We start from the raw sequence: 23,469 nt of genomic DNA on the forward strand, positions 1-23,469 counted from the left end.
CGACACCTACCGCGCGACGGTCACCGGGACCGACGCCCGGCGGACGACCGTCTCGGCGACGCTGCCCAGCAGGATGCGCGAGACGCCCGAGCGGCCGTGCGATCCCATCACGATCTGATCGACGTCGTGTTCGTCCGCGTAGTCGACGATGGCCGTGGTCGGCCGGCCCACCTCGACGACGCGCTCGACGGACGTCCCGGTCGCGTCGGCGGCGGCCTCGAGTTCGTCGAACAGCCGCTCGGCGCGCGCCTTCTCCTGGTCGTACCACTCCTCCGAGAACGTCGGGACCGACGCCTCGGCGCTGTAGCCCGCCTCCGCCGGGTTGATCACGTGAAACAGGATCACCGTCGCGTCGGGATACTGTTCGGTGACGAACTCGACCGCGCACTCTGCTTGCTCCGACCCGTCGACCGGCACGAGGATTCGTTGCCCCATGCGTCCCAGTAGCGCCACCCGTGCATTGAAAGTTCCCGTCGGATTGAGGCCGCCTGCCGCCGGGCGACCGCTGATTCTGCCCCCTGGCGTGGCACTCCGACAACAGGTGATGACAACGTCTGACCGCCGGTGATGCTCCCGCCAACAAATTGGACAAAATACAATTTATCGTGCCGCCGGTCGTTTCTGGCGGAGGCAGACTGTGTTCTACCACGACAACGAGCTTCAGTACGAAGTCGAGGTCGAGGAACCAGACCCGTACTACGCCAAGATGCTTCAGGAGGGGATCGGCGGCATCGAGGGAGAGATGCGCGTCGCCCTGCAGTACATGTTCCAGGCGTTCGGCACACCCAAGAGCAAGGCGAAGTACCGTGACCTCCTGATGGAGACGGCGATGGAGGAGTTTGGTCACGTCGAGATGTACGCCACGGCCATCACGAAGAACCTCCAGGGGGCACCCCAGAGCATCATCGACGAGATCGCTCACGACAGTCCGCTCATCTCGATGATGATGGAGGGGGGCCAGCCCCGGCAGGCGCTGTCCGCCGGGCTCCACGGCCTCGCGACCGACGCCAACGGCGTCCCTTTCAACGGCAACTACATCATTGCCAGCGGCAACCTCGCGGCCGACATGTACGCCAACATCGCCGCCGAGGCCACCGGGCGACAGCTCGCCTGCCGGCTGTACGAGATAACAGACGATGAGGGGATGAAGGACATGCTGTCGTACCTCATCGCTCGCGATACCATGCACCAGAACCAGTGGCACGCGGTCCTCGAGGACCTCGGCGAGACGATGCCCGTCCCCGCGAGTTTCCCCGAGGAGAAGGAGAACCAGGAGTTCAACTACCAGTTCATGTCCACGTTCCGCGAGGAGCGCGAGGACCCCGGCGAGCGCTGGACGCAGGGCACCTCCATCGACGGCAAGGGGGAGTTCTCGTACGGCTTCCAGCCGGGCGGCGGCACTGGTATCGTCGAGGAGGCCGCCGCCGAGATGTACAACGAGGCTTCGAGTCAGGGCGGAGACAAGAGCATCGACGACGAGTCCGTCGACGAGTCCTGACGGACTGGGCGACAGCGGTGGACAGCGCCGTCGCCGGGGCCTCGACGACGTGGCGCTCGCTCCGGGGTCGTCGGTCGAGGAACGCGGCGTGTCAATCGCGACCGTGCTTCGTCAGACAGGTCGCCAGCCCCTGGATCTCGACGGGCTCGGAGTTGTCCGGCGAGTAGACGACCATCTGGCCCTTCTCCATGTAGGGCACCTTCGACTCCAGGCTGGCGGGGATGTTCACGGCGGAGATGGCGTCCTCGTCGCCGAGGTTGAGGACGACGGTGGTGTTGATCTGCTTGAAGACGGGGTCGGCGATGTCCTGGGGGTCCTGCGTGATGAGAAAGAGTCCGAGGCGCTCCTTGCGGCCCTGCTTGGCGGCCTCGGTGAACTTGCCGATGACCTTGCGGGCCTGGACGCTGTCGGCGTCGGTGAGGAAGTTGTGGGCCTCGTCCATCCCGAGGATCAGCGGCGTCTCCTTGATGCGGTCGAACCGCGGGCTGTTCGAGAGCTTCTGGTCGACGAGCATCGACGCCAGCGCGAGCACGATCGTCGTCTTCGACCGGGAGTCGTTCAGGTGGTAGGTCGGGACGACGCTGATGCCGTTCGGGCGGACGAACTGCTTGACGAGGTCCGTGATGGGCCGGGCGTCCTGGTCGAAGACGCCGTCGAAGCCGTAGGCGCGCCGCTTGACGGCGTCGAAGGTGGCCTCGTGGACGCGCCCGGACTCGTCGAGTTCCTCCTTCAGCGCCGGGTCGTCGAGGAACGTAGTGAAGTCGTCGTAGGTGCCGGTCGATCCGAACTCCCTGCGGAACCGATCAAGCAGGTACTGCAGCGCGTTGTACTGGTTGTCGTTGAGTTGGCTGCCGGCGATCAGCCAGGGGTTGCGGTACACCATCGAGAAGGGAATGGTGAACTCCACCTGCTCGGCGCGGTGGTGCGAGGCGGCGTAGCTGGCGTCGTCGACCTTCGGGACGAAGCAGGTGGTGTCCTCGTGGCCGCCGCAGGCGACGCCTTCGCGCTCGCAGCGCCGGCGGAACTCCTCGGACAGCTCGCCGTCGTCGTGCATCTGGGCGTACTCGTCCTGCGGGTCGAACATCACCAGACAGGGCCCGACTTCGCGGTCCGTGCCCTCGATGGGGTAGGTGCGGTCCGCGGCGAGGAACTGCCGGAGGATGTTCTTCGAGCCGTGGGTCTTCCCCGACCCCGTCCCGCCGGCGACGAGCGTATGCCGGAAGACGAGCGGGTCGCCGTCGCTGTAGTCGTCCGTCAGGCGGTAGTCGATGGTCGGCGGCTCCGCGGCGGTCCTGACCTTCTCGCCGCCGACTGAGAGATGGCCCAGGAACACGCCGTCCTCGGGAATCTTGAGGCCGGTCTTGATCTCGGCCTTGTCCGTGGCCTGCCGGACGACGGTCTCGGGCTTGGGCACGCGGTCGGTCATCCGTCGCTTGAGGTCGCCGCCTGCTCGCGGCTCGTCGCCGCTCGCACTGTCCGAGGCGCGTGGCGCCTCGCCTTCCTCGTAGAGGACGGCTATCGGCTCCAGTTCGGCCATGAACTTGAAGTCCTGCTCGTCGATGCCGTTCGATCGCATCGCGCGGCGGGCGTGGATCTCGGTCGCGTCGTCGGCGCGGAACTCCTGGGCGTACTCCAGGCCCGCGATGCGGCAGAACAGCCGCTCGCCGTCGGGATAGGGGACGAGCAGGTACTTGCCGATCCGGATGTCCGAGCGGTTGCCCACCGTCACGTAGGCTCGCAGGCAGGTCTCCCGCTCGTCCTCGTGGATGGTCAGCCCCTCCGAGGCGGAGAGGACGCCGACGCCGCGGTCCCGGCCCGCCGGCTCGACGGACATCTCCTCGAAGGGGTCCGCCTCGTCGGACTCGCGCGCGGCCGCGCCGGTCCCGTCCGACGCGGCCGTCGCGTCGTCGCTCTCGTCGCCGCCGTCGCCGTCGTCTGGTTCGAAGTCGGTGAAGTCCCCGAGGTCGGACATACCCACTCCATCCGTCTCGGGTGACAAACGCCTTTCCCCCGACGACAGGCTTACCCCCCTCGGCCCGCTGGCACGTGGCATGGATCCCCTCCGCGTGATGACGTTCAACGTCCGCGTCGACCTCGAGGCGGACGGCGCGGACGCCTGGGCGAACCGGCGGGACCTCGTCGCCGACACGATCAGCTACCACGCGCCGGACGTGATCTGCCTGCAGGAACCGCTCGCCCGCCAGGTCGACGACCTCGACGAGCGCCTCCCCGGCTACGACTGGGTCGGCCGCTCTCGGGAGGCCGCGGAGCGCGCCGGCGAGTACGCTCCGGTCTTCTACGACGCCGACCGCTTCGAGCCGGAGGAGCGGGGAACGTTCTGGCTCTCGGAGACGGGCGAGCCCGGCGGCGTCGGCTGGGACGCCACCCACCCCCGGATAGCGACGTGGGTCCGCCTCGCTGACGCCGGAAGCCGCGCCGCTGGCGGCTTCCGAGCCCGTGCTCACTCCGTTCGCGCGGACGACGAGCGCGGCGACCGCCCGCTGCTCGTCTGCAACACCCACCTCGACCACGAAGGCGAGCGCGCCCGCCGGGAAGGGGCCGCGCTGGTGGCGGACCGGGTTGCAGACCTGGCGGTCGGAGCGGGGGTCGTCGTGACGGGCGACCTGAACTGCGAGGCCGGGGACCCGCCGCACGATCGGCTCGCCGGCGCCGAACTGGACGACGGCCGACACCTCGTGGACGCCGTCGCCGCGGCCGACGACCGCCACGGGCCCGCCACCTCGCGGACGGACTTCCACGAACTGGTCCCCGACCGGCGGATCGATCACGTCCTCGTCGCCGACGACGCCCGGGTCGACTCAGCCGTGACGCTGACCGACCGGGACCAGCGCCGCTACCCCTCCGATCACCTCCCGGTCGCCGTCGACCTGCGGTGACGGGACGGTCGGTCGACACCACGGCGGCCGCGGACTCGTCGGTCAGCTGACCTCCGGGGCATCGCTTAAATCCCTTGGTACTGTATCACATACTATGCTGCTCATCCGCGGACGGGCAGGTGGGACCGAGCTGACCGGCACGCTGTACGAACCCGGCGAGCGCGCCCCGTCGTTCAAGGGCGCGCCGGACGAGGGGACGCCGTACGTCTGGGTGTGCGACGCCTTCTACGAGGTGGCCAGCGGCGGGCAGGTCCAGCAGGTCGGCGACGAGGAGGTCAACGTGGCCTTCGAGTCGCCGATGCCCCGCGGGTTCGAGACGCGCGACGACGCCATCGCTGCGGGGAAGGAGCACGTCCGCACGCAGTTCGTCCGCGTCGGCGTCGACGCCGGCGACGTCGACGTCGACGTGATCCAGGTCGAGGAAGCGGAGGCCTGAGCGGTCGGCGACCGCACCGGCGGCGAGTGGACGAACCGACGCTCAGACGTCGAACTCGGCGCCCCAGCGGACGTCGTCGTACTCGCGCTGGCGCTCGCTGTCGAAGCGGCGCTCGATCTCCTCCTTGAGCGCGGCCTTCTCGTCGCGGCCGATCCGGGCCAGTTCGTCGGCCTTGTTGACGGCCAGCGGCGGGCCTCGCTCGGCAGCCACGTCGGCCAGCACCTGCCGGGTGATGGCGTCGCGGGTCTCCTCGTCGCGGGTAACGCCGTAGGGAGCCTCGACGCGGTAGAGGACGTCCTCCCGGGGGTCGTAGACTACGAAGAAGGTGACTTCGTAGGCCTCGGGCTCGCGGGCGCGCTCGACGCCCAGCGCGTCGCCGTCGGCCGCCATGACCGAGTCCGTGCCCACGCGCGAGCGGAACCAGCTGGTGCAGGTCAGCGAGTCGGTGACCCGCTCGCCCTCGTCGTCGCGCTGCTCCAGCAGTTTGGTGAAGAAGGCCGCGTCGTTGGCCCACGGCGCGGACCCCTGCGCGTCCCTGACCGCCCGGGTGATCGCCTTCGACGTGGTCGACTTGACGAAGCCGATCAGCGGCACGCCCCGGTCGAGGAACGCCTCCACGAGGTCGACGTAGTTCTCGACGACGGTCAGCACGTCCTCCTTGACGAGCAGTTCCGCCAGTTCGGGGTCGTGGTCGGCCCACTGGAGTAGCCCCGTGGGGTAGATGGGGCCGTCCAGGATCATGAGGTCCTCGACCACCTCGGCCTGCTTGAGCGCGTGCTCGCTCTCGGCCAGGTACAGCGCGAGCGCGTGGACGACGTCCTGCTCGTAGCGGTCGACCCGCGGGGTCTGGAGGATGCGTTCGCGGACGTACCCCTCGTCGTGCATCGTCCACTCGCCGTCCAGCGCGACGGAGACGTCGTTGGCGTGGGCGGTCATGACGATGGTCCGCGCCCGGTGGAGGTCCAGGTCGGAGGGGACGGCGCTCATCGCGGCCTGGGCCACGTCGATCACCAGACCGTTCTTGAACGTCGTCGGGTTGATCGTCCCCGAGTCGAGTCCGTGCTGGGTCGGGAAGGGCCGCTCCTGCAGGGCCGCGTCCTCGCAACCGACCCGGAGGCGGCGGCGCTCACCGATCGGTTCCAGCACGCGCCGACCGTCGGCCACCAGCGGGTCGAGGAAGTCCTCCCAGACGGTCTCGGCGAACTCCCGGTGGTCGCTCTCGTCGACGCTCTGTTCGATCCGGCCGGCGAGGCGCGCGATGCCGTCGACGTGCACCGGGTCGAGAGTCATTGCACGTGGCTTTCGCCGGCGGCGTATAAGGGTTTCCGGAGGCAGCGAGGCCGAACGAAGTGAGGCCTCGTTAGGGCGAGCGGGAGCGACCGCAGGGAGGCCTCGAAAATGCGAGCGCCGAAAGCTACGAGCCCCGAGTGCCGTTACTCCTCGTCGGACTCCTCGGCCAGCAGCCGCTCGAGGGCCTCGGCGACGTCGTCGTAGGTCTGCATCGTCAGACCGTCGGTCGTCAGGAGCACCCCCGCGCGGTCGGTCGCGACCCGGAGCAGGTAGCCGTTCTCGAAGGCGCGGATCGTGAACTCGTACTGGCCCAGTTCCGACTCCCGGTAGGCGTTGTTGGTGTCCTTGTAGCCGCGCCACTCGTGGCCGACGAACTCGTTGAGGTCGGCGTCCCGTTCCAGGTCCTCCCGGAGGTACAGCTGTTGAAAGTCAGATCGAGTGAAGTAGGTCACCGACCGGAGGCTGTCGCCCGTGGCGGTCCGGGCCGCGGTGACGATCTCCTCCGACAGCTCGTCTGAGAGGATGCGTCCGCTCATGTGCGAGTGATGGCTCGCGAACACTATAATTCCGGTGGGCCGGCGGGTCACGGGGCCGCCGTCGCCGGGCGGGAGGTCGCGTTGCGGTCCCTCCGCGCTACGTGCCGGGCTTCGAAGGGGTATTACGCGGCGCGGGAGGACCTCCGGACATGAAGGCTGCGCTCGTCATCCTGGACGGCTGGGGGCTCAACCCCGACGAGGGCGTCCGCGACGCGGTCGCCGCGGCGGACACCCCGAACTTCGACGACTACTGGGAGCGGGGTGCGACGAGCACCCTGGTGACCCACGGCCGCCGGGTGGGCCTCCCGGAGGGACAGATGGGAAACTCCGAAGTCGGTCACCTCAACATCGGCGCCGGCCGCGTGGTCAAGCAGGATTCCGCGCGCGTGTCCGACAGCATCGCCCGCTCGCGCGGCGAGTCGCCGCCGGACGAGGGCGCGCAGGACCCGCCGTTCTTCGAGAACGAGCGGCTGCTCTCCGCGTTCGAGTACGCCGAGGAGCACGACGGCCGCGTCCACTTCATGGGGCTGGTCTCCGACGGCGGCGTCCACTCCTACCAGGACCACCTCCACGCGCTGATCGAACTGGCCGGCCAGCGCGGGACCGACGCGGTCACCCACGCGTTCACGGACGGCCGGGACACCTCGCCGACCGGCGGCGAGGGCTACCTCGCCGACCTGCAGGCCCACGTCGAGGAGCACGGCACCGGCGACGTCGCCACCGTCGTCGGCCGCTACTACGCGATGGACCGCGACCAGAACTGGGAGCGCACCCGGCGGGCCTACGACGCCATCGTCGACCGGGCGGCCGACTACCGCGTCGACGACGCCGTCGAGGCGGTCCGCGGGTCCTACGACCGCGGTGACACCGACGAGTTCGTCGAGCCGACGCTGGTCGGCGATCACACCGACATGGCGGACGGCGACGCGGTGGTGTTCTTCAACTTCCGGGCCGACCGCGCCCGCCAGCTGACCCGCATGCTCGCGGACATTCGCCCGGAGGACTGGGGCGCCGACACCGAGCCGCCGGAGATCCGGACGGTCACGATGACCCAGTACGACCGGACCTTCGACGTGGGCGTCGCCTTCCCGCCGAACCAGCCCGAGGACGTGCTGGGCGAGGTGCTGGCCGACGAGGGGCTCACTCAGCTCCGCCTCGCCGAGAGCGAGAAGTACCCCCACGTCACCTACTTCCTCAACGGCGGCCGCGAGGTGGAGTTCGACGGCGAGCGCCGCCGCATCATCCAGAGCCCGGACGTCGGGACGTACGACCAGGCCCCGGCGATGAGCGCCCGCAAAGTGACCAACACCGCCGTCGAGATCATCGAGGAGGACGACCCGGACGCGCTCGTGCTCAACTACGCGAACCCCGACATGGTCGGGCACACTGGCGACTTCGCGGCCGCGGTCCAGGCCGTCGAGGCCGTCGACACCCAGCTCGGCCGGCTCGTCGACGCCGTGACGAAGGCCGGCGGGCACGTCCTGCTCTGCGCCGACCACGGCAACGCCGACGACATGGGCACCGAGGACGACCCTCACACCGCCCACACGACCAACCCCGTCCCCTTCGTCTACCTCGCGTCCGACGGGACCGACGGCGGCCTGACCGCCCGCGACGGCGGGACGCTGGCCGACCTCGCCCCGACGATGCTGGACCTGATCGGCGTCGAGCAGCCGGACGCGATGACCGGCGAGCCGCTAGTCGAGTAGCTCCAGGTACGCTGGCGGCACCCGGTCCGTCGTGTACGTCGCGCGCCCGCGCTCGACGACGCGGCGGCCGTCCCGCTCCATCGCCGCGGCGTCGACGGCGAAGACGATCGGATCGTCGGCGTGGCGTGATCCGACCTCGCGGGCCTCCGCGAGCGTCCCCGAGAGGTGGACCTTCTGGCGCGACATCGGCCTGAGCCCTTCTTCCCGGATGGCGTCGACGTTCCGGGGCGCCGTCCCGTGGTAGAGCGTGTCCGGGACGGGCGTGTCCGCGGCGTCGAGGTCCACGTCGACCGAGTGGCCGTACGCGGCCCGGACGCGGCCGCCGGCGGGGGCCTGACTGTCGTCGCTCCCCGCCGCGGCCCCGCCTGTCCACTCGAACCGACCTTTGGGGTCGGTCTCGATCACGCCCGCGAGTTCCCGCGAACCGCCCCAGTCGTACTTTCCGGCGACGGCCTCCGCGAGGTCGTCGAACGCGGTCCAGCCCGCGTCGTCCAGCGAGAGGCCGACGTCGTCGGGGAAGTGCCGGAGTGCGCCGCTCGCGAACTTCGAGAGCCGGCGGCGGCGCTCGCCGGAGAGGACCGTTTCCCCACGCCCCCCACAGGCGGGACACGTCTCACCGTCGAAGAACCCGTGCTCGTCGCACGCGCGGATCGTCGCCGTCATCGTCCGTCGGTCGGTCGCCCTCGATGAAAAGCGGTGCGCCAGAACAGTCAGTAGCGCTATACGTCTGGGGTGCCAACCCCGAGTGATGTCAGCGTCCACCGAGTTCGACTTCGGGGACGACCGCAAGCGGGTCTACCGGTACGTCGACCGCCACGGTCCGATCGAGCCCTCCGCAGTGGCCGAGGCGCTCCGGCTCGACCCCGAGTCGTTCCAGCACCACGTCTCGATCCTCCGGCGGGACGGCCTCGTCGAGGAGGTCGACGGCCGCCTCCGGACGCCGATGCACGCCGGCGAGGCGGAGGAACACGAGGAGGCCGGGATCACCTACGAGATCAGGCCGGCGGGGCCGCCGGACCTCTCGGGCGTCGTCGCGGTGATCCGCAGCGTCGTCGACGCGGAGAGGGACGTCGTCGCCGAGTCCGTCGCCGAGCAACTGGCCTTCGAGGAGACGCTGTTCCGCCGCTCGCCGACGGAGTGTCGCGCCGTGTTCGTCGCCACCGTCGCCGACGACGTCGTGGGGTGGGTCCACGCCAGTCGTCCCGAACCGGCCACGCTGTCCGGGACGGCGGAGCTGACCCTCGGCGTGCTGGAGGAGTACCGCCGCCACGGCATCGGGAGCCACCTGCTCCAGCGCGGCGTCTCGTGGGCCGCCAGCGAGGGGTCTCGCAAGGTCTACCAGAGCCTGCCCGCCACGAACGAGGTCGGGATCGAGTTCCTGGAGGAGAACGGCTGGGCGGTCGAGGCCGTCCGCGAGGACCACTACGAGATCGAGGGCGACCTCGTCGACGAGGTCATGCTGGCGCGGGACCTCTAGATCCGTGCCCTAGCGTTCGACCGTCTCGGTACCCGTCCTGAAGGAGTAGTCCAGCGCGGACGCCGAGTGGGTGAGCGACCCCATCGAGACCACGTCGACGCCCGTCGCCGCGTAGTCGGGGACGGACTCGACCGTGATCCCGCCGGAGGCCTCGGCCAGTACCTCGCGGCCGAGGTCCGCGGCCGCATCGCGGAGCAGATCGACCGCCCGCTCCGTCTCTCCGGGCGTCACGTTGTCCAGCAGGACGACGTCCGCCCCCGCCCGCGCGGCCCGCGGCGCGTCGGCGGGCTCCTCGACCTCGACCTCCACCTTCGTCGCGAAGGAGGCCCGCTCGCGGAAGCGCTCGACGGCCCGCTTCAGGCCCAGTTCGGCGACGTGGTTGTCCTTGACCATCACCATGTGAGAGAGGTCCAGACGGTGGGTGTCGCCACCGCCCGCCGCGATCGCGCGCTTCTCGACGCCGCGCAGCCCCGGTGTCGTCTTGCGGGTGCCGGCGATGCGCACGTCGTCATCGACCGCGCGGGCCTCCGCCACCGCCTCGCGCGTCTTCGTCGCGACGCCGGAGGCGTGGCCGGCGACGTTGACGGCGACGCGCTCGCCTCGCAGGACCTCGCGGGCTGGCCCGTCGACGCGGAGGACGGCCTCGCCCGCGTCGACGGCCGCGCCGTTCTCGACCCGGTCGATCACGTCGACGCCGAGGTAATCGAAGACGGCCGCGGCGGCGTCCAGTCCCGCGGCGACGCCTTCCTCCTTCGCGACGAGTCGACCGGCGGTCGCCCCGGGTACCTGGTTGGTGACGTCGTGGTGGCCCAGGTCCTCGCGGAGCCAGTCCTCGATTTTCGAGTCGGGGATCATCTCAGTCGGCCGTCGTCTCCGCCGCGTCCACGAGGTTGTGCGTGCCGACGGACTCGCCGTTCTCCGACGCGGCGCGGGCGACGAGCAGCGCGGTGACGCTCGCGTTCCGGAGCTCGTACAGCGACCGCGAGGTGCGCGTGCGGACGTAGGCGTCGACCTCGCCTTTCAGCCGCCGGAGGACGCCCTGGGCGCGCGCGAGGTCCTCCGGGTCGCGCCGCAGGCCGACGTACTCGTCCATCACCCGGCGCAGGCGGACGAACTTCTCGCGCGCGAAGTTGTCGGGCAGGTCCGGGTCGCGGTTCAGCAGGTCCGGCGACTCGACGACTTCGGGGTTTCGGCCGGCGGCGTCCTCCCCGGCCCGCAGCCCCCACACGAGCCCCTCCAGCAGGGACGTCGAGGCCAGTCGGTTGGCGCCGTGGACGCCGGTCCGCGAGCACTCGCCGACGGCGTAGAGGCGGTCCAGCGAGGCCCGGCCGCGGTCGTCGACGGCGACGCCGCCGCAGAGGAAGTGCTCCGCGGGCGCGACCGGGATGCCGGACTCCCAGTCGACGCCCCGCTCCTCGCACTTCGCCGCGAGGTCGGGGAACTCGTCGGCGAAGTCAAGCGGCGAGACACCGGAAGAGCGGAGCTCTTCCGAGCGTCGTCTCGCTTCGCTCGACGACACGTCCAGCACTACCTCGCCGGTGGCCTCGCGCTGCTCCTGGACGGCCCGCGCGACCACGTCGCGGGGCGCCAGTTCGGCGTCCTCGTGGTAGTCGGGCATGAACCGCTCGCCACCGGGAGACTGCGTCTCCCGAGCCCCCGAGCCGCCGGGCTCGGAGACCTCGCCGTTCCGGAGGAGGGCGCCCTCGCCGCGGACGGCCTCGCTGACGAGGAACGGGCCCCCGTCACAGTCGGCCGCCTCGTCGCGCCCTGGATAGACGGTCGGGTGGAACTGCACGTACTCCATGTCCGCGACGTCGGCCCCGGCGAGCGCGGCCATCGCGACGCCGTCCCCGGTCGAGCCGTCGGGGTTGGTCGAGCGCGGGTAGCAGTCACCGATGCCGCCCGTCGCGAGGACGGTCGCGCCGGCGTAGGTCGGCGTCACCGCGCCGTCGCGCTCCAGCAGCGCGCCGTGGACTCTGCCCTCGTGGGTGATCAGGTCCAGCGCGGCCGTGTCGTCCCGGATCTCGACGCCCTCGTGGTCGTCGAGGTAGGTCAGGAACGGGACGTGAATGTGCTTGCCCGTCGAGGCGTCGACGTGGAGGATGCGCGCCTCGTCGTGGGCGGCCTCGCGGCCGAAGTCCCACTCGCCGTCGCCCTCGGTGTCGAACTCCACGCCCAGCGTGTCGACGATGACGTCCCGCACGGCGTCATTGGCGTTCTCGACGAGCACGTCGACGGCGTCGGGGTCCGCGGTGTCGTCGGAGGCCGTCAGGATGTCGCGCTTGAACTGCTCGGGGTCGTCCCGGGCGACGGCGATGCCGCCCTGGGCCCACCACGAAGACGCGCCCGCCGGGCGAGTGGCCTTCGTGGCGACGGTGACGTCGTCGCCCTCACGCGCGGCGGCGAGTGCGGCCGCACACCCGGCGATGCCGGAACCCACGACGAGGACGTCCGTCTCCCGGTAGTCGTCGTAGTCCGCTGGTTCAGTCATGGTCAGATCTCCAGCATGCGGTCGAGCGCGACCTGCGCCAGTTCCTTCTCCTCCGGCGCGACCTCGATGACGTTGCGCTCGCGGCCCTCGAGCAGCTCCTCCAGCACCCAGCAGAGGTAGTTCGGGTCGATCTGGCGCATGGCGTTGCAGTCCATGCAGGCCTCGCCACAGAGGGGCAACACCTCCACCTCGGGGTGCCAGCGGTCGAGGTGGTTGGTGAGGTGGATCTCGGTGCCGATGGCCCACGTCTCGCCGGGGTCGGCCGCTTCGACGGTCTCGGTGATCGTCGCCGTGGATCCGACGACGTCGGCGGCCTCGACGACCTCGCGGCGGCACTCGGGGTGGACCACGACGTTCGCGTCGGGGTGGTCCTCGCGGATCTGGGCGACGTGGTCCTCAGTGAAGCGCTCGTGGACCTGGCAGTAGCCCTCCCAGAGGATCACGTCGTTGTCGACGGCCTCGGCGGCGCTGACGCCCTCCGGGTCCCACGGGTCCCACTCGACGATCTCGTCCTCGATTCCGAGGCGGTGGGTCGTGTTCGTTCCCAGGTGCTTGTCCGGCAGGAACAGCACCGTGTCGCCCTTCTCGAAGGCGTACTCGAAGGCGTCAGCCGCGTTCGAGGAGGTGCAGACCAGCCCGCCCTGCTCGGCGCAGAAGGCCTTCAGGTCGGCGTAGCTGTTCATGTAGGTGATCGGGACGATCTCCTCGTCGTCGGCCAGCGCTCCGGTGAGCTCGGCCCACGCCGCGTCGACCTGCAGGGCCTCGGCCATCCCGGCCATGGGACAGGAGGCCTCCATCGACGGCAGGATCACCGTCTGGTCGTCGTCCGTGATGATGTCCGCGGACTCGGCCATGAACGTCACGCCGCCGAAGATCACGTACTCGGCGTCGGCGTTCGCGGCCTCCTTCGAGAGCTGGTAGGAGTCGCCGACGAAGTCCGCGTGCTCGACGATCTCCCGGCGCTGGTAGTTGTGGCCGAGGATCACCACGTCGTCGCCGAGGTCGGCGAGCGCCGCCTCGATGCGCTCCGTTCGCTCGTCCTCTTCGAGCTCGCGGTATTCGGGCGGTAACTGTTCCAGGTTGTCGTACTTGAAGAGACTCAGGTCCGTCTCGAACTGCGCTGTTTCCATTTCGGGCATGGGTGTGGTCCTCCGGTAGGTAGCTAGGGGTCGAAGTGCCTGTTTGAAAAAATTTTGTGTTCAATAGGGCCCTGTGGTGGAGAGGAGGGTGTCTGTCGGGACGGTTGGTCGTCACTGTTTTGTGATACTGCTTGTCATGGGTCGCCGTACGACCGGAGCGGCGTCCTGTCGCGTCAGTTGCACCGGGCGATTCGGGCGGTGCGCCGACCGGTTCCCGCCGATCGCCTCCCGAGACCGCGCTCACTTCGTTCGCGCGGACGCCGGAGGACGGACGGAGTGAGTCCTCCGAGCCCAGCCTCGTGATTCGAGAGACCGAAGGTCTCTCGTCATCTGCTCACGGGCGCGAAGCGCCCGTTCGCACGGTTCGCGGGACGGAGTCCCGCGCTCATCACGAGAGGCGCGATGCGCCTCTCGAACGACTTCGCTCGGCTGGACGCCGGACCGCAAGAGCAACTGTTAGGGGACCCGGTCGCCACCAACGGGTATGACCGAGACGGACGCGGACGACCTCGCGGAGCGGGTCCGCGAGGGGAAGCTGCGACTCTACGAGCTGGAGGACCACGCGGACGCCGAGACGGCCGCGGCGGCGCGCCGGCGCCTGCTGGCCGAAGAAACCGGTGCGGATCTGGACGCCGTGGGCGACTACGCGTTCGACGCTGACGATGCGGAGTCGAACGTCGAGAACATGGTCGGCGCGGCGCAGGTCCCGATGGGCGTGGTCGGCCCGCTGCCGGTCGACGGCAGCGCCGCCGAGGGCGAGCACTACCTCCCGCTGGCGACGACGGAGGGCGCGCTCCTGGCCAGTGTCAACCGCGGCGCGAGCGCCATCCGGACGGCGGGCGGCGCCACCGCGGAGGTCCTCAAGTCCGGGATGACCCGGGCGCCCGTGTTCAAGGTCGACGACGTGCGCGAGGCCGGCGAGGTCTCGTCCTGGGCGCGCGGGAACGTCGACCGCCTGGCGGAGGCGGCCGAGGCGACCACCAGCCACGGCGAGCTACAGGACGTGACGCCCTACGTCGTCGGCGACAGCGTCTTCCTCCGCTTCGCTTACGACACGAAGGACGCCATGGGGATGAACATGGCCACCATCGCGACGGAGGCCGCCTGCGAGGTGGTCGAGGCCGAGACGCCCGCGGACCTCGTGGCGCTGTCGGGCAACCTCTGCAACGACAAGAAGCCCGCCGCCATCAACGCCATCGAGGGCCGCGGCCGGACCGTCGCCGCGGACGTCCTCATCCCCCACGAGCAGGTCGAGGCGGGGCTGGACACGACGACGGAGGCCATCGTCGAGGCCAACACCCGCAAGAACCTGATCGGCTCCGCGAAGGCCGGCGCGCTGGGGTTCAACGCCCACGCCGCCAACGTCGTCGCCGCGACCTTCCTGGCGACGGGCCAGGACGCCGCCCAGGTCGTCGAGGGAGCCAACGCCATGACCACCGTCGACGAGCGCGAGGAAGGGCTGTACGCCTCCGTGACGCTCCCGTCGCTCGAGGTGGGCACCGTCGGCGGCGGCACGTCGCTGCCCACCCAGTCCGAGGGTCTCGAGATCCTGGGCTACGGCGGCGGCGGCGACCCGCCCGGGAGCAACGCCGACGCGCTCGCCGAGGTCATCGCCGCGGGCGCGCTGGCGGGCGAACTCTCCCTGCTGGCCGCCCTCTCCTCCCGACACCTCTCCAGCGCCCACGCGGACCTCGGGCGGTGATCGGTCCGTCCTGACGGCCTTCGATTACTTTCGGCCTCCTCGGACGACGCCGTACGGGCGCGTTGCCGTCCGTCGCCCGCCACAGTGACGCATCTCCGACACTTTCACTTTCACCGCGCGGACGTGGCCGTTTCTTTTGTCGGTCCCGCGAGTAGTCTCGGGCGGCGTCCGCCGGTCAGCACCCGCGGGCGCCCCCACCACCCATGCGCTCTCCGCATCAGTCCTCCGACCGGACGGTACAGCACGTAGCGCCCGAGGCCGACCGCAGGGAGGCCTCGGGACGGGCGAGCGGGAGTGAGCGAAGCGAACGGCACGCGAGCCCCGCGGACGAGTCGTCGGACTGCGACGACGCTCCGTCGGACCGGCTGGCCCTCGCCCGCCGACTGCTGAGAGTGGCGAAACTGCTGGCGACCACGCTCGCGGCGCTCGTCGGCGTCGCGAGGACGCTGGGCCTCCTGTGACGCACGGAACCTTTTCGGCGGTGCCCGTCCTCCGCTCCCGCATGGACGCGGACGTCCGCCAGTACGGTCTCTTCGTGCTCTCCGGCCTGGTCGCGCCGGTGGCCACCGTGATCGCCACCCTCGCGATCGGGAACGCCTTCGACGTCCCGTCGTTCTACGTGATCTTCGCCCTCTTCGCCGTCCCGCTGCTGGGCCTCGGGACCGCCTACGTCGTGGGCGTCCGCACCGCCGGCCTGCCGGCGCCCGACTGGCTCCCCATCGGCGGCACGAGGCGCTTCCGCGACGAGATTCCCGAACGCTACCACGAGGAGTTCGCCGTCGAGACGCTCAATCAGGAACGTGAGCCGGAGAACCCCCGGACCGCGAAGTTCCTCGTGTACTACCTCGTCTACCTCGCCGCCGTCCCCGTCCACGCCGCGCTGCTGATCGTCCTGTTCAGCATCTGAGGCGGCGGGGTCGCACCGCGGCGTCAGAGCAGGCGATACGTGCCGCCGCTCTCCGTCGCGCGGCCCCGCCGGACGAGTTTCTCCAGCGCGTCCGCCGTGTACTCCGCGGGGACGCCCCGCTCGGCGGCGTAGTCGACGACGGCCTCGCGGTCGGGCGCGTCCAGTTCACGGAGCGCCGACAGGACCGTCTCCTTGCGGCTCTGGCTCCCACCGGCCCCCTGCTCCGCTCGCTCGTCCGCCGCGGCGACCGATTCGGCGTCGACTCCGGACGCCTCCAGGTACTCCTCGTCGTCCGGCCCGGCCTCGTCGACGCGCTCTTCCATCTCCGCGAACGAGTCCAGCTCCGCGAAGGCCTCGCCCTGATCCTGGCGGTTGGCGAGCATCGACGCCCGCACCTCCCGGGCGTGGTCCTCGTCGTCCGTCTCCACGAACTTCCGGCGCTTCTCGTACCCGCGGCGCTTCCCGCAGCGGGGACACTGGGTCGTCTCGGACCGCCCCTCGATGATCCACAGCGCCGAACACTCGCCGCAACCCACGACCGCGTACATGTCACGTATCCCTACCTCTGCCGGGCTGTTCACCCTTTCGTCCCAGGGGTTACAGACCGCGGCAGATCCTGGCATAGCGGCGTGAACAACCAGAAAGCCCCCGTCCGCTCGATGGCTGCGACTCGCTGCGGTCCTCACTTCGTTGTCGTTCGAAAGACGCCAGCGGCGTCTTTCGTGATCGCGAGAGAGTCGTCCGAAAGAGCGCCCAGCGCTCTTTCGTGATCGCGAGAGATCGAAGCTCTCTCGGACGACTTCGCTCTCTCGAACGACGGTCCTTGCGTCGCCTCGCTCATCGAGCGGACGGCCCCTTTCAGTCCCGCCCGATGCCGGCTGGCCAACCGACTACGGGCGGGACTTTCTGGTTGTTCGCAGTTGTAGCGGTTGTCCCGGGGCTCGCACAATCCCTTAGTCACGCCGTTACGTCACCAGTGCCATGGAGGAAGTTCCACACGCGACCCGGGAGACGGTCGAGGCGGTCGAGGGCGTCCACCTCACGCAACTGGCCGTGGGCGAGCGCATGAGCGTCCAGCACTTCCACTTCGAGCCGGGCGCCGGCGTCCCCGAGCACAGTCACCGCCACGAGCAGGTGGGGTACGTGGATCAGGGGACGCTCACCTTCGCCGTCGACGGCGAGGAGTTCACCGTCGGGCCGGGCGACTCGTACGTGATCCCCGGCGACGAGCCCCACAGCGCGGAGAACCGCGGCGAGGAGCCGGTCAGCGGCGTCGACGTGTTCAGCCCGCCGCGCGAGGATCCGGACTGGATGGACTGAACGGCCGGGCGGCTCTGCGTTGCTATCGGGGAGCGCCAGAGAAGAAAACGACGGCGGTTCCGCGGGTTACGAGGCTTCGAGGTCCTCTACGCGAGGTCTTCGATGTTGTCGACGATGGCGTCGGAGTACTCCTCGGTACCGAGCTTCTCGGCGCCCTCGAGCTGGCGTTCGAGGTCGTAGGTGACCTTGCCGGAGGAGATGGTCTCCTCGACGGCGTCGCGGACGAGGTCGGCGGCGTCCTTCCAGCCCATGTAGTCGAACATCAGGCGGCCGGAGAGGGTCATCGCGGTCGGGTTGGCCATGTTCTGGCCGGCGCGCTTCGGGGCGGAGCCGTGGACGGGCTCGGCGAGGACGCGGGCGTCGCCGAAGTTGGCGCCGGGCGCGATGCCGAGGCCGCCGATCTGGGCGCCAGCGGCGTCGGAGAGGTAGTCGCCGTTGAGGTTCGGCATGGCGAGGACGTCGAACTCGTCGGTGCGCAGCTGCATCCACTGGAGCATCGCGTCGGCGAGGCGCTCCTCGACCATGACGGCGCTCTCGGGGACGTCGATGTCGTCCTGTTCCTCCCACAGCGAGTCGGGCGCGGCGAAGACCTCCTCGTCGGGGTACTCCTCGTCGGCGACCTCCATGCCCCACTCGGAGAACTGGCCCTCGGTGAACTTCATGATGTTACCCTTGTGGACCAGCGTGACCTTGTCGCGGTCGTGCTCGATGGCGTAGTCGATGGCCTTGCGCACGAGGCGCTTGGAGCCCTTCTCGGTGATCGGCTTGATGCCGATGCCGACGGGACCCTCGTGGATGGTGTCGTCGAAGCCCATCTCCTGCTCCACGAAGTCGCGGACCTGCTCGACCTCGTCGGTGCCCGCCTCCCACTCGATGCCGGCGTAGACGTCCTCGGTGTTCTCCCGGAAGGTGACCATGTCCATCTCCTCGGGAGCCTTCATCGGCGAGGGGACGCCGTCGAGGTAGTACGTCGGTCGGACGTTCGAGTAGAAGTCGAGCGTCTGGCGCAGCGCGACGTTGAGCGAGCGGAAGCCCGCGCCGACGGGCGTCGTCAGCGGGCCCTTGATGGCGACGCGGTGCTCGTCGATGGCGTTGACCGTGTCGTCGGGGAGGTTCTCGTCGTACTTCTCCCGGCCGGACTCGCCGGCGTAGACGCGCATCCACGCGATGTCGCGGCCCGTGGCGTTGGCCGCGGCGGTCAGGACCTTCTGCGCGGCCGGACCGACGTCCTTCCCGATGCCGTCACCGTGGATGATCGGGATGACGGGGGTCTCGGGGATGTCGAGTTCGTCGTTCTCCTCGTCGACGACCTCGATCTGCTCGCCCTCTTCGGGCACCTCGACCTTGTCGTAATCGTATGCCATGGTCGAAGCATTACGACAGTTGCCTAAAGGACTGCCGCTTCCATCGTGGTATGTGACTGAATGACGCCCCCGATAGTCGACGAGACAGGCCCCAGGATTGGAAGATCATGCAGTAATCCGGGGCCGATCACCGTAGCAAGTTTACGAACGTACACCGTACCTGTCAGCCGAGTGCCACGGGCCGTTCGCGGGGGCTCGCCGGGGAACGTCTCGATGCGCGCGCCCGTGTCGTTCCCGAAGGCACGGCCACGGGGCCGGCGACGGATCTCCCCCGATCGCTGACGCCAGTCACTTCATCGGCACGCGCGAACGGCCAGTATGGACGCGATCGTTCACGGCGGCGCGGGCCCGGAGCCGGACGCGCCTCAGGAGCGGCGGGCGAGGGTGGCCGATGCGGCCGACGCGGCAGCGGCGGCGGACGACCCCCTCCCGGCCGTCTGCGCGGCCGTCCGCGTGCTGGAGTCGGACCCTCGGTTCAACGCGGGGACGGGCAGCGCCGTCCAGAGCGACGGCCGGATCAGGACCGACGCGGGCCTGATGACTGACGACGGGACGGTCGGCGCGGCCTGCGCCATGCCCGGCGTCGAGCACGCCGTCGACGCCGCCCGCGTCGTCGCGGCGGAGACGCCACACGTCCTGGTGGCCGGCGACCGGGCGGTCGACCTGGCCGCGGCCGCCGGCGTCGCCACCGACCGGGACCTCTGGACCGACCGGACGCGCGAGCGCTGGGCGGCCGCCGATCCGCCAGGGGGCAGGGTCGCCGAGCAGTTACCGTGGGTCATCGAGCGGTTCGGCGACGGCCACGACACCGTCGGCGCCACGGCGACCGACGGGAATCGGCTGGCAGTGGCCACCTCGACCGGCGGTCGCTGGTTCGCGCTGGCCGGTCGGGCTGGGGATGTCCCGCAGGTCGGCGCGGGGTTCTACGCGGACGAACGCGGCGCCGCCAGCGCGACCGGGGCAGGCGAGGCCATCGCCCGGTTCGGGCTGGCCCGGGCGGCCGTGGAACGGCTGGACGGAGAGGACCCGGAAGCGGCCGCGGCGTCGGCCGTCGACGCGTTCGCCGACGCCACGGGCGAGGGAGCAGGGGTCGTCCTCATCGACGCGGACGGCCGGGCGGGCGAGGCGTTCAATACCGCCGCGATGCAGACCGCGCGGCGGTGAGAAATTTGTTCGGCGCTCAGACCGCCGTCGCACTCGCTCAGTCGTCCCAGGGATCGATCTTGTTGTCGTACTGGGGCTCGCCGACGTCGCGGAGACGGCCGAGCCCGGTCGCGAGGAGGGCGACGACGACGACCCCGACCAGCGAGCCCAGCAGCAGGGCGACGGCCGTCCAGGGGCCGTCGGTGACGCCGCCGAGGAGCGTCACGACGGCGACGGCGCCCCACAGGAGTCGGCTGGCGTAGATCGGCGGTCGATCACGCTCGGAACTCATCTCCCCTCTCTTTCGAGGCCAAGGGGAAACCCTTTGCCCTGCAACCGTCAACCCTTCCCCATGACAGACGTGGACCTCGAGTCCGAGCAGTACGAGAAACACCGCGAGGCCGGCGAGATCCTCGCGGAGGTGCGCGACGAGGCAGCCGAGATGGTCGAGGTGGGCGTCTCCCACCTGGAAGTGGCCGAGTGGGCCGAGGAGCGGATCCGGGAACTGGGCGGCGAGCCCGCCTTCCCCGTCAACATCAGCGTCGACCACGAGGCCGCGCACGCGACGCCCGCGCCCGGCGACGAGGAGACCTTCGGCGAGGAGATGATCAACCTCGACATCGGCGTCCACGTCGACGGCTGGCTCGCGGACACGGCCGTCACCGTCGACCTCTCGGGCAACGACGAGCTGGCCGCGGCCTCCGCAGAGGCGCTGGACGCCGCCATCGAGACGGTCGAGGCCGGCGTCGACACCAGCGAGATCGGCGCCGCCGTCGAGGAGGTCATCGAGGGGTACGGCTACAGGCCCGTGGTCAACCTCACCGGCCACGGCCTGGGCCACTGGGAGCAACACACCGAGCCGAACATCCCGAACCGCGCCATCTCGCAGGGGACGACCCTGGAGGCCGGCCAGGTCGTCGCTATCGAACCGTTCGCGACGACGGGCACGGGCAAGGTCCACGAGGGCAGCGACGAGCAGATCTTCGCCCTCGAGCGCGAGCGGTCGGTCCGCAACCGCCAGGCCCGCCAGGCGCTGGATCAGATCACCGAGGAGTTCAAGACGCTCCCCTTCGCCGCCCGGTGGCTCGACGTCCCCCGCGTCGAGATGACGCTCCGACGGCTCAAACAGCAGGACGTGGTCCACGGCTACCCCGTCCTCCAGGAGCGGAAGGGCGAACTGGTCAGCCAGAAGGAACACACCGTCATCGTCACCGAGGACGGCTGCGAAGTGACGACGCGGAGCCGGTAGGACCGCCCGGGACCGCGGGAGCGCTTTCTCGGCTATCCGGTATCAGATGGTATTAGATGCTGCTCTCTGGTTTTGTCCACCACCAGATGGTATTTGATGGTAAGGGTGGGGTCGAGCGGTCGCTGTAGCGCGTCGGCTCGCCGAACGATAGCGACGCCAGCGGGTGACGAGACCAGTCGCTACCGGTCGGGATGGCCTCAGGCGTTGTTCATCCGGGTTTCGGTCGTGGTCCCGCAGACCCGACACTTGCTTACCCGGTAGGGCTCCCTGGAGAACTGTGCGTTCTCCTCTTTGGTACTCTCGGTCAGGATCTTCACCGAAACCTCGTGTGGCGTCGTCCGTTCGCACGTTGAACACGACTCCGTCAGGTCAGTTGCGCCGTCTGTAGCTGCCATCCCACTTCGATTAATGCAGCCCAGACCGCATAAAAATCCCCAACGGTTCGCCGCCGTTCAGACCGTTTATCCGGGGATTAACCGGTGCCGATCCAGACGGAGGACGCAGGGCCCGGTCAGCGCGTTTACGGAGATTCAAGCGTCGGTATCACCCGTGAAACCGACGTGAACGGCAACAAAGCTTATATAGTATGACTCGGCCGCCCGCGACCGCAGTGATTTTCTCCGGCGGCGGTCCACCGTGAGGCATGGATCAGGTGTTCGCGCCGTGGCGCATCGAGTGGGTAGAGCGAGACGACGGGAACCCGGACGTCGACTGCGTCTTCTGCGACCTGCCAGAACGCGGCGAGGACCGCGACAACCGGGTGGTCGCCCGGAGCGAACACGCCTACGTCCTCCTGAACAACTACCCCTACAGCCCGGGCCACGTCATGGTGATCCCCTACGCCCACACCGGCGAGTACGCCGACCTCTCCGAGGACGTCCTGCTCGACCACGCCCGACTGAAACAGCGGACCTTCGAGGCGCTGCGCGCGGGGCTGGACCCCGACGCCTTCAACGCCGGCCTGAACCTGGGCGGTGGCCCCGCCGGCGGATCGATCGAGGACCACCTCCACACGCACGTCGTCCCGCGGTGGGAGGGCGACACCAACTTCATGCCCGTGATATCGGACACCCAGGTCATCGTCGAGGCCGTCGACGACACCTACGAGCGGCTCCGCGACGCCTTCGCCGGCCTCGACGGTGCGACCGTCGAGGGCGAGGACGAGGCCGTGCGACTCTGACGACACGCCTTTGTCGGGGGCCGCGTTAGGCTTCGCCGATGTCTCGCGGTCCCGCGCTGCGACGGGTCGGGCTCGTGATCCTCGGGGTCAACGTCGCGCTCGCGGCCCTGAAAGGGGCAGTGTGGTGGGCGACGGGGAGCCTCGCCGTCGGCTCCGAGGCCGTCAACAGCCTCGCCGACGCCACCTACAGCCTCGTCATCGTCGCCGGCCTCTACCTGACGACGCGCCCGCCGGACTTCGAGCACCCGCACGGCCACGAGCGCATCGAACCGTTCGTGTCGCTGTTCGTCGCGCTGGGCGTCTTCGCCGCCGGCGGAGCCATCCTCTGGCGGGCCGGTCAGTCGCTGCTCTCCGGCGACATCGCGGTCGCGCGCGGGCCCGCTGCCGTCGGGGTGCTCGCGCTCTCGGCCGCGGTCAAGTACGGGCTCTACCGGTACTGCCTCTCCGAGGGTCGGGACCGCAACTCCCCGGCGCTGGTCGCGACCGCGAAGGACAACCGCAACGACATCCTGACCGCGGGCGCGGCGCTGGTCGGCGTCGCAGGGGCCGCGCTGGGTTTCCCGGTGCTCGACCCGCTATCCGCCCTGCTCGTCGCAGTCGGCATCCTCTACACGGGCGTCGAGATCGTCCGGGACAACGTCGACTACCTCGTCGGCGCGGCACCGCCCGAAGACCTGCGCGTCGAGATCCTCCGGCGGGCGCTGGCCCACCCGGACGTCGAGGGAGCCCACGACGTGATCGCCCACTACGTCGGTCCGGAGATCGACGTCAGCGTCCACGTCGAGGTGGAGGGCGACCGGACGCTCCGGGAGGCCCACGACATCGAGTCCGCCGTCGTCGCGTCCATCGAGGCCCTCCCCGAGGTCGACGACGCGTTCGTCCACGTCGACCCGAAGGAGCTGGGCGAGTGGAAGCCCGACGAGTCGGTCGAGCGACTCAGGGACTCCTGACCGTCAGCGTGCCCGATCTGGACGCTTGGGAGCCAGGGAGTTCCCGGTCGATGCCGATATTCCAACGGCGCCTCTATTAGATACAATGTACATATCACTGAGTATTATATAGGACGAGTTTGTGGACCCGGATATGGCTCTGATACCGCCCCCTGCGCAACGCAGTATCGTCCCCGAACAG

Annotated in this window: 25 protein-coding genes; 13 read left to right on the plus strand and 12 right to left on the minus strand. The window is 69.7% G+C overall.

All coding sequences use genetic code 11. The features are described 5' to 3' along the window. Positions 1 to 6: 6 nt before the first annotated feature. A complete protein-coding gene (locus tag LCY71_RS06030; protein WP_225335458.1) occupies positions 7 to 435 on the minus strand; it encodes a universal stress protein in 429 nt (142 codons plus the stop codon). Between the two features lie 202 nt (positions 436 to 637). Here LCY71_RS06030 and LCY71_RS06035 point away from each other — a divergent pair, with 202 nt between their 5' ends. Then, entirely contained in the window at positions 638 to 1,498 is an 861-nt protein-coding gene (locus LCY71_RS06035; RefSeq protein ID WP_225335459.1) for a manganese catalase family protein, read from the plus strand. A 91-nt stretch (positions 1,499 to 1,589) separates the two neighbouring features. On the opposite strand, the gene LCY71_RS06040 is transcribed toward LCY71_RS06035, so the two are convergent. Further along, the gene (locus tag LCY71_RS06040; protein WP_225335460.1) at positions 1,590 to 3,470 is read right to left on the minus strand and encodes an ATP-binding protein; all 1,881 of its coding nucleotides are present in this window, start codon (positions 3,468 to 3,470) and stop codon (positions 1,590 to 1,592) included. A 79-nt stretch (positions 3,471 to 3,549) separates the two neighbouring features. On the opposite strand from LCY71_RS06040, the gene LCY71_RS06045 reads away from it, so the two are divergent. Together LCY71_RS06045 and LCY71_RS06050 are read left to right on the plus strand one after the other, a co-directional pair. Next, positions 3,550 to 4,395, plus strand: a complete 846-nt coding sequence (locus LCY71_RS06045) for an endonuclease/exonuclease/phosphatase family protein (RefSeq protein WP_225335461.1) — start codon at positions 3,550 to 3,552, stop codon at positions 4,393 to 4,395. Between the two features lie 94 nt (positions 4,396 to 4,489). Then, entirely contained in the window at positions 4,490 to 4,831 is a 342-nt protein-coding gene (locus LCY71_RS06050; protein WP_225335462.1) for a DUF7113 family protein, read from the plus strand. A 42-nt stretch (positions 4,832 to 4,873) separates the two neighbouring features. Here LCY71_RS06050 and LCY71_RS06055 read toward each other — a convergent pair whose 3' ends face one another. Both LCY71_RS06055 and LCY71_RS06060 read right to left on the minus strand, forming a co-directional pair. After that, positions 4,874 to 6,121: a DNA double-strand break repair nuclease NurA gene (locus LCY71_RS06055; protein ID WP_225335463.1), complete on the minus strand. Its 1,248-nt coding sequence runs from the start codon at positions 6,119 to 6,121 to the stop codon at positions 4,874 to 4,876. A 143-nt stretch (positions 6,122 to 6,264) separates the two neighbouring features. Continuing rightward, entirely contained in the window at positions 6,265 to 6,657 is a 393-nt protein-coding gene (locus LCY71_RS06060) for a DUF7522 family protein (protein WP_225335464.1), read from the minus strand. A 149-nt stretch (positions 6,658 to 6,806) separates the two neighbouring features. On the opposite strand from LCY71_RS06060, the gene gpmI reads away from it, so the two are divergent. Next, entirely contained in the window at positions 6,807 to 8,366 is a 1,560-nt protein-coding gene (gene gpmI, locus LCY71_RS06065; protein WP_225335465.1) for a 2,3-bisphosphoglycerate-independent phosphoglycerate mutase, read from the plus strand. Here the strand turns inward: gpmI and LCY71_RS06070 are convergent. Beyond that, positions 8,355 to 9,029: an RNA 2'-phosphotransferase gene (locus LCY71_RS06070; protein WP_225335466.1), complete on the minus strand. Its 675-nt coding sequence runs from the start codon at positions 9,027 to 9,029 to the stop codon at positions 8,355 to 8,357. The genes gpmI and LCY71_RS06070 overlap by 12 nt on opposite strands. A gap of 85 nt (positions 9,030 to 9,114) precedes the next feature. Between LCY71_RS06070 and LCY71_RS06075 the strand changes: the two genes are divergently transcribed. Next, entirely contained in the window at positions 9,115 to 9,843 is a 729-nt protein-coding gene (locus LCY71_RS06075; RefSeq protein ID WP_225335467.1) for a GNAT family N-acetyltransferase, read from the plus strand. 9 nt (positions 9,844 to 9,852) lie between these two features. Here LCY71_RS06075 and nadC read toward each other — a convergent pair whose 3' ends face one another. Genes nadC through nadA form a run of 3 tightly spaced genes read right to left on the minus strand, consistent with a single transcriptional unit; the run spans position 9,853 to position 13,473 of the window. Continuing rightward, on the minus strand, positions 9,853 to 10,698 hold the full coding sequence (gene nadC / locus LCY71_RS06080; protein WP_225335468.1) for a carboxylating nicotinate-nucleotide diphosphorylase: 846 nt from the start codon (positions 10,696 to 10,698) through the stop codon (positions 9,853 to 9,855). A gap of 1 nt (position 10,699) precedes the next feature. Then, positions 10,700 to 12,334, minus strand: a complete 1,635-nt coding sequence (locus tag LCY71_RS06085) for an L-aspartate oxidase (protein WP_225335469.1) — start codon at positions 12,332 to 12,334, stop codon at positions 10,700 to 10,702. A 2-nt stretch (positions 12,335 to 12,336) separates the two neighbouring features. Then, entirely contained in the window at positions 12,337 to 13,473 is a 1,137-nt protein-coding gene (gene nadA, locus LCY71_RS06090) for a quinolinate synthase NadA (RefSeq protein WP_373325146.1), read from the minus strand. Positions 13,474 to 13,957: 484 nt separating this feature from the next. On the opposite strand from nadA, the gene hmgA reads away from it, so the two are divergent. The 3 genes from hmgA (at position 13,958) to LCY71_RS06105 (ending at position 16,082) form a co-directional block, all read left to right on the plus strand. Beyond that, entirely contained in the window at positions 13,958 to 15,175 is a 1,218-nt protein-coding gene (hmgA, locus tag LCY71_RS06095) for a hydroxymethylglutaryl-CoA reductase (NADPH) (protein WP_225335470.1), read from the plus strand. 203 nt (positions 15,176 to 15,378) lie between these two features. Further along, positions 15,379 to 15,636, plus strand: coding sequence for a hypothetical protein (locus tag LCY71_RS06100; RefSeq protein ID WP_225335471.1), 258 nt, complete (start codon positions 15,379 to 15,381; stop codon positions 15,634 to 15,636). A gap of 41 nt (positions 15,637 to 15,677) precedes the next feature. Then, entirely contained in the window at positions 15,678 to 16,082 is a 405-nt protein-coding gene (locus LCY71_RS06105) for a hypothetical protein (RefSeq protein WP_225335472.1), read from the plus strand. A 23-nt stretch (positions 16,083 to 16,105) separates the two neighbouring features. On the opposite strand, the gene LCY71_RS06110 is transcribed toward LCY71_RS06105, so the two are convergent. Further along, complete coding sequence (locus tag LCY71_RS06110; protein WP_225335473.1) at positions 16,106 to 16,630, minus strand: DUF5817 domain-containing protein; 525 nt, start codon at positions 16,628 to 16,630, stop codon at positions 16,106 to 16,108. 433 nt (positions 16,631 to 17,063) lie between these two features. On the opposite strand from LCY71_RS06110, the gene LCY71_RS06115 reads away from it, so the two are divergent. Beyond that, positions 17,064 to 17,402 carry a cupin domain-containing protein gene (locus tag LCY71_RS06115; protein WP_225335474.1) on the plus strand — a complete coding sequence of 113 codons (339 nt, stop codon included), beginning with the start codon at positions 17,064 to 17,066 and terminating at the stop codon, positions 17,400 to 17,402. Between the two features lie 86 nt (positions 17,403 to 17,488). Here LCY71_RS06115 and icd read toward each other — a convergent pair whose 3' ends face one another. Continuing rightward, entirely contained in the window at positions 17,489 to 18,766 is a 1,278-nt protein-coding gene (gene icd / locus LCY71_RS06120) for an NADP-dependent isocitrate dehydrogenase (RefSeq protein WP_225335475.1), read from the minus strand. Between the two features lie 318 nt (positions 18,767 to 19,084). Between icd and LCY71_RS06125 the strand changes: the two genes are divergently transcribed. After that, a complete protein-coding gene (locus LCY71_RS06125) occupies positions 19,085 to 19,930 on the plus strand; it encodes an isoaspartyl peptidase/L-asparaginase (protein WP_225335476.1) in 846 nt (281 codons plus the stop codon). A 37-nt stretch (positions 19,931 to 19,967) separates the two neighbouring features. Here LCY71_RS06125 and LCY71_RS06130 read toward each other — a convergent pair whose 3' ends face one another. Further along, positions 19,968 to 20,201, minus strand: coding sequence for a hypothetical protein (locus tag LCY71_RS06130; protein WP_225335477.1), 234 nt, complete (start codon positions 20,199 to 20,201; stop codon positions 19,968 to 19,970). A gap of 60 nt (positions 20,202 to 20,261) precedes the next feature. On the opposite strand from LCY71_RS06130, the gene map reads away from it, so the two are divergent. Continuing rightward, on the plus strand, positions 20,262 to 21,158 hold the full coding sequence (gene map / locus LCY71_RS06135; RefSeq protein ID WP_225335478.1) for a type II methionyl aminopeptidase: 897 nt from the start codon (positions 20,262 to 20,264) through the stop codon (positions 21,156 to 21,158). Positions 21,159 to 21,355: 197 nt separating this feature from the next. Here the strand turns inward: map and LCY71_RS06140 are convergent, their stop codons facing one another. Further along, positions 21,356 to 21,553 (minus strand): DUF7835 family putative zinc beta-ribbon protein, encoded by a 198-nt coding sequence (locus LCY71_RS06140; RefSeq protein WP_225335479.1) that lies wholly within the window; start codon positions 21,551 to 21,553, stop codon positions 21,356 to 21,358. A gap of 248 nt (positions 21,554 to 21,801) precedes the next feature. Between LCY71_RS06140 and LCY71_RS06145 the strand changes: the two genes are divergently transcribed. Continuing rightward, positions 21,802 to 22,338, plus strand: a complete 537-nt coding sequence (locus LCY71_RS06145; RefSeq protein ID WP_225335480.1) for an HIT family protein — start codon at positions 21,802 to 21,804, stop codon at positions 22,336 to 22,338. 38 nt (positions 22,339 to 22,376) lie between these two features. After that, complete coding sequence (locus LCY71_RS06150) at positions 22,377 to 23,288, plus strand: cation diffusion facilitator family transporter (RefSeq protein ID WP_225335481.1); 912 nt, start codon at positions 22,377 to 22,379, stop codon at positions 23,286 to 23,288. Positions 23,289 to 23,469: the final 181 nt, after the last annotated feature.

The sequence above is a fragment of the Halomicrobium urmianum genome (genome assembly GCF_020217425.1).
GTDB lineage: Archaea > Halobacteriota > Halobacteria > Halobacteriales > Haloarculaceae > Halomicrobium > Halomicrobium urmianum.

Excerpts from the sequence above, each read along its gene's own strand:
- gpmI (WP_225335465.1), top strand. The coding sequence starts at position 6,807 with ATGAAGGCTGCGCTCGTCATCCTGGACGGCTGGGGGCTCAACCCCGAC.
- LCY71_RS06145 (WP_225335480.1), top strand. The coding sequence starts at position 21,802 with ATGGATCAGGTGTTCGCGCCGTGGCGCATCGAGTGGGTAGAGCGAGAC.
- LCY71_RS06100 (WP_225335471.1), top strand. The coding sequence starts at position 15,379 with ATGCGCTCTCCGCATCAGTCCTCCGACCGGACGGTACAGCACGTAGCG.
- map (WP_225335478.1), top strand. The coding sequence starts at position 20,262 with ATGACAGACGTGGACCTCGAGTCCGAGCAGTACGAGAAACACCGCGAG.
- LCY71_RS06125 (WP_225335476.1), top strand. The coding sequence starts at position 19,085 with ATGGACGCGATCGTTCACGGCGGCGCGGGCCCGGAGCCGGACGCGCCT.
- LCY71_RS06040 (WP_225335460.1), bottom strand. The coding sequence starts at position 3,470 with ATGTCCGACCTCGGGGACTTCACCGACTTCGAACCAGACGACGGCGAC.
- LCY71_RS06050 (WP_225335462.1), top strand. The coding sequence starts at position 4,490 with ATGCTGCTCATCCGCGGACGGGCAGGTGGGACCGAGCTGACCGGCACG.
- hmgA (WP_225335470.1), top strand. The coding sequence starts at position 13,958 with ATGACCGAGACGGACGCGGACGACCTCGCGGAGCGGGTCCGCGAGGGG.
- nadC (WP_225335468.1), bottom strand. The coding sequence starts at position 10,698 with ATGATCCCCGACTCGAAAATCGAGGACTGGCTCCGCGAGGACCTGGGC.
- LCY71_RS06075 (WP_225335467.1), top strand. The coding sequence starts at position 9,115 with ATGTCAGCGTCCACCGAGTTCGACTTCGGGGACGACCGCAAGCGGGTC.
- LCY71_RS06060 (WP_225335464.1), bottom strand. The coding sequence starts at position 6,657 with ATGAGCGGACGCATCCTCTCAGACGAGCTGTCGGAGGAGATCGTCACC.
- icd (WP_225335475.1), bottom strand. The coding sequence starts at position 18,766 with ATGGCATACGATTACGACAAGGTCGAGGTGCCCGAAGAGGGCGAGCAG.
- LCY71_RS06055 (WP_225335463.1), bottom strand. The coding sequence starts at position 6,121 with ATGACTCTCGACCCGGTGCACGTCGACGGCATCGCGCGCCTCGCCGGC.
- LCY71_RS06110 (WP_225335473.1), bottom strand. The coding sequence starts at position 16,630 with ATGTACGCGGTCGTGGGTTGCGGCGAGTGTTCGGCGCTGTGGATCATC.
- nadA (WP_373325146.1), bottom strand. The coding sequence starts at position 13,473 with ATGCCCGAAATGGAAACAGCGCAGTTCGAGACGGACCTGAGTCTCTTC.
- LCY71_RS06105 (WP_225335472.1), top strand. The coding sequence starts at position 15,678 with ATGGACGCGGACGTCCGCCAGTACGGTCTCTTCGTGCTCTCCGGCCTG.
- LCY71_RS06150 (WP_225335481.1), top strand. The coding sequence starts at position 22,377 with ATGTCTCGCGGTCCCGCGCTGCGACGGGTCGGGCTCGTGATCCTCGGG.
- LCY71_RS06045 (WP_225335461.1), top strand. The coding sequence starts at position 3,550 with ATGGATCCCCTCCGCGTGATGACGTTCAACGTCCGCGTCGACCTCGAG.
- LCY71_RS06115 (WP_225335474.1), top strand. The coding sequence starts at position 17,064 with ATGGAGGAAGTTCCACACGCGACCCGGGAGACGGTCGAGGCGGTCGAG.
- LCY71_RS06130 (WP_225335477.1), bottom strand. The coding sequence starts at position 20,201 with ATGAGTTCCGAGCGTGATCGACCGCCGATCTACGCCAGCCGACTCCTG.
- LCY71_RS06070 (WP_225335466.1), bottom strand. The coding sequence starts at position 9,029 with ATGACGGCGACGATCCGCGCGTGCGACGAGCACGGGTTCTTCGACGGT.
- LCY71_RS06085 (WP_225335469.1), bottom strand. The coding sequence starts at position 12,334 with ATGACTGAACCAGCGGACTACGACGACTACCGGGAGACGGACGTCCTC.
- LCY71_RS06030 (WP_225335458.1), bottom strand. The coding sequence starts at position 435 with ATGGGGCAACGAATCCTCGTGCCGGTCGACGGGTCGGAGCAAGCAGAG.
- LCY71_RS06140 (WP_225335479.1), bottom strand. The coding sequence starts at position 21,553 with ATGGCAGCTACAGACGGCGCAACTGACCTGACGGAGTCGTGTTCAACG.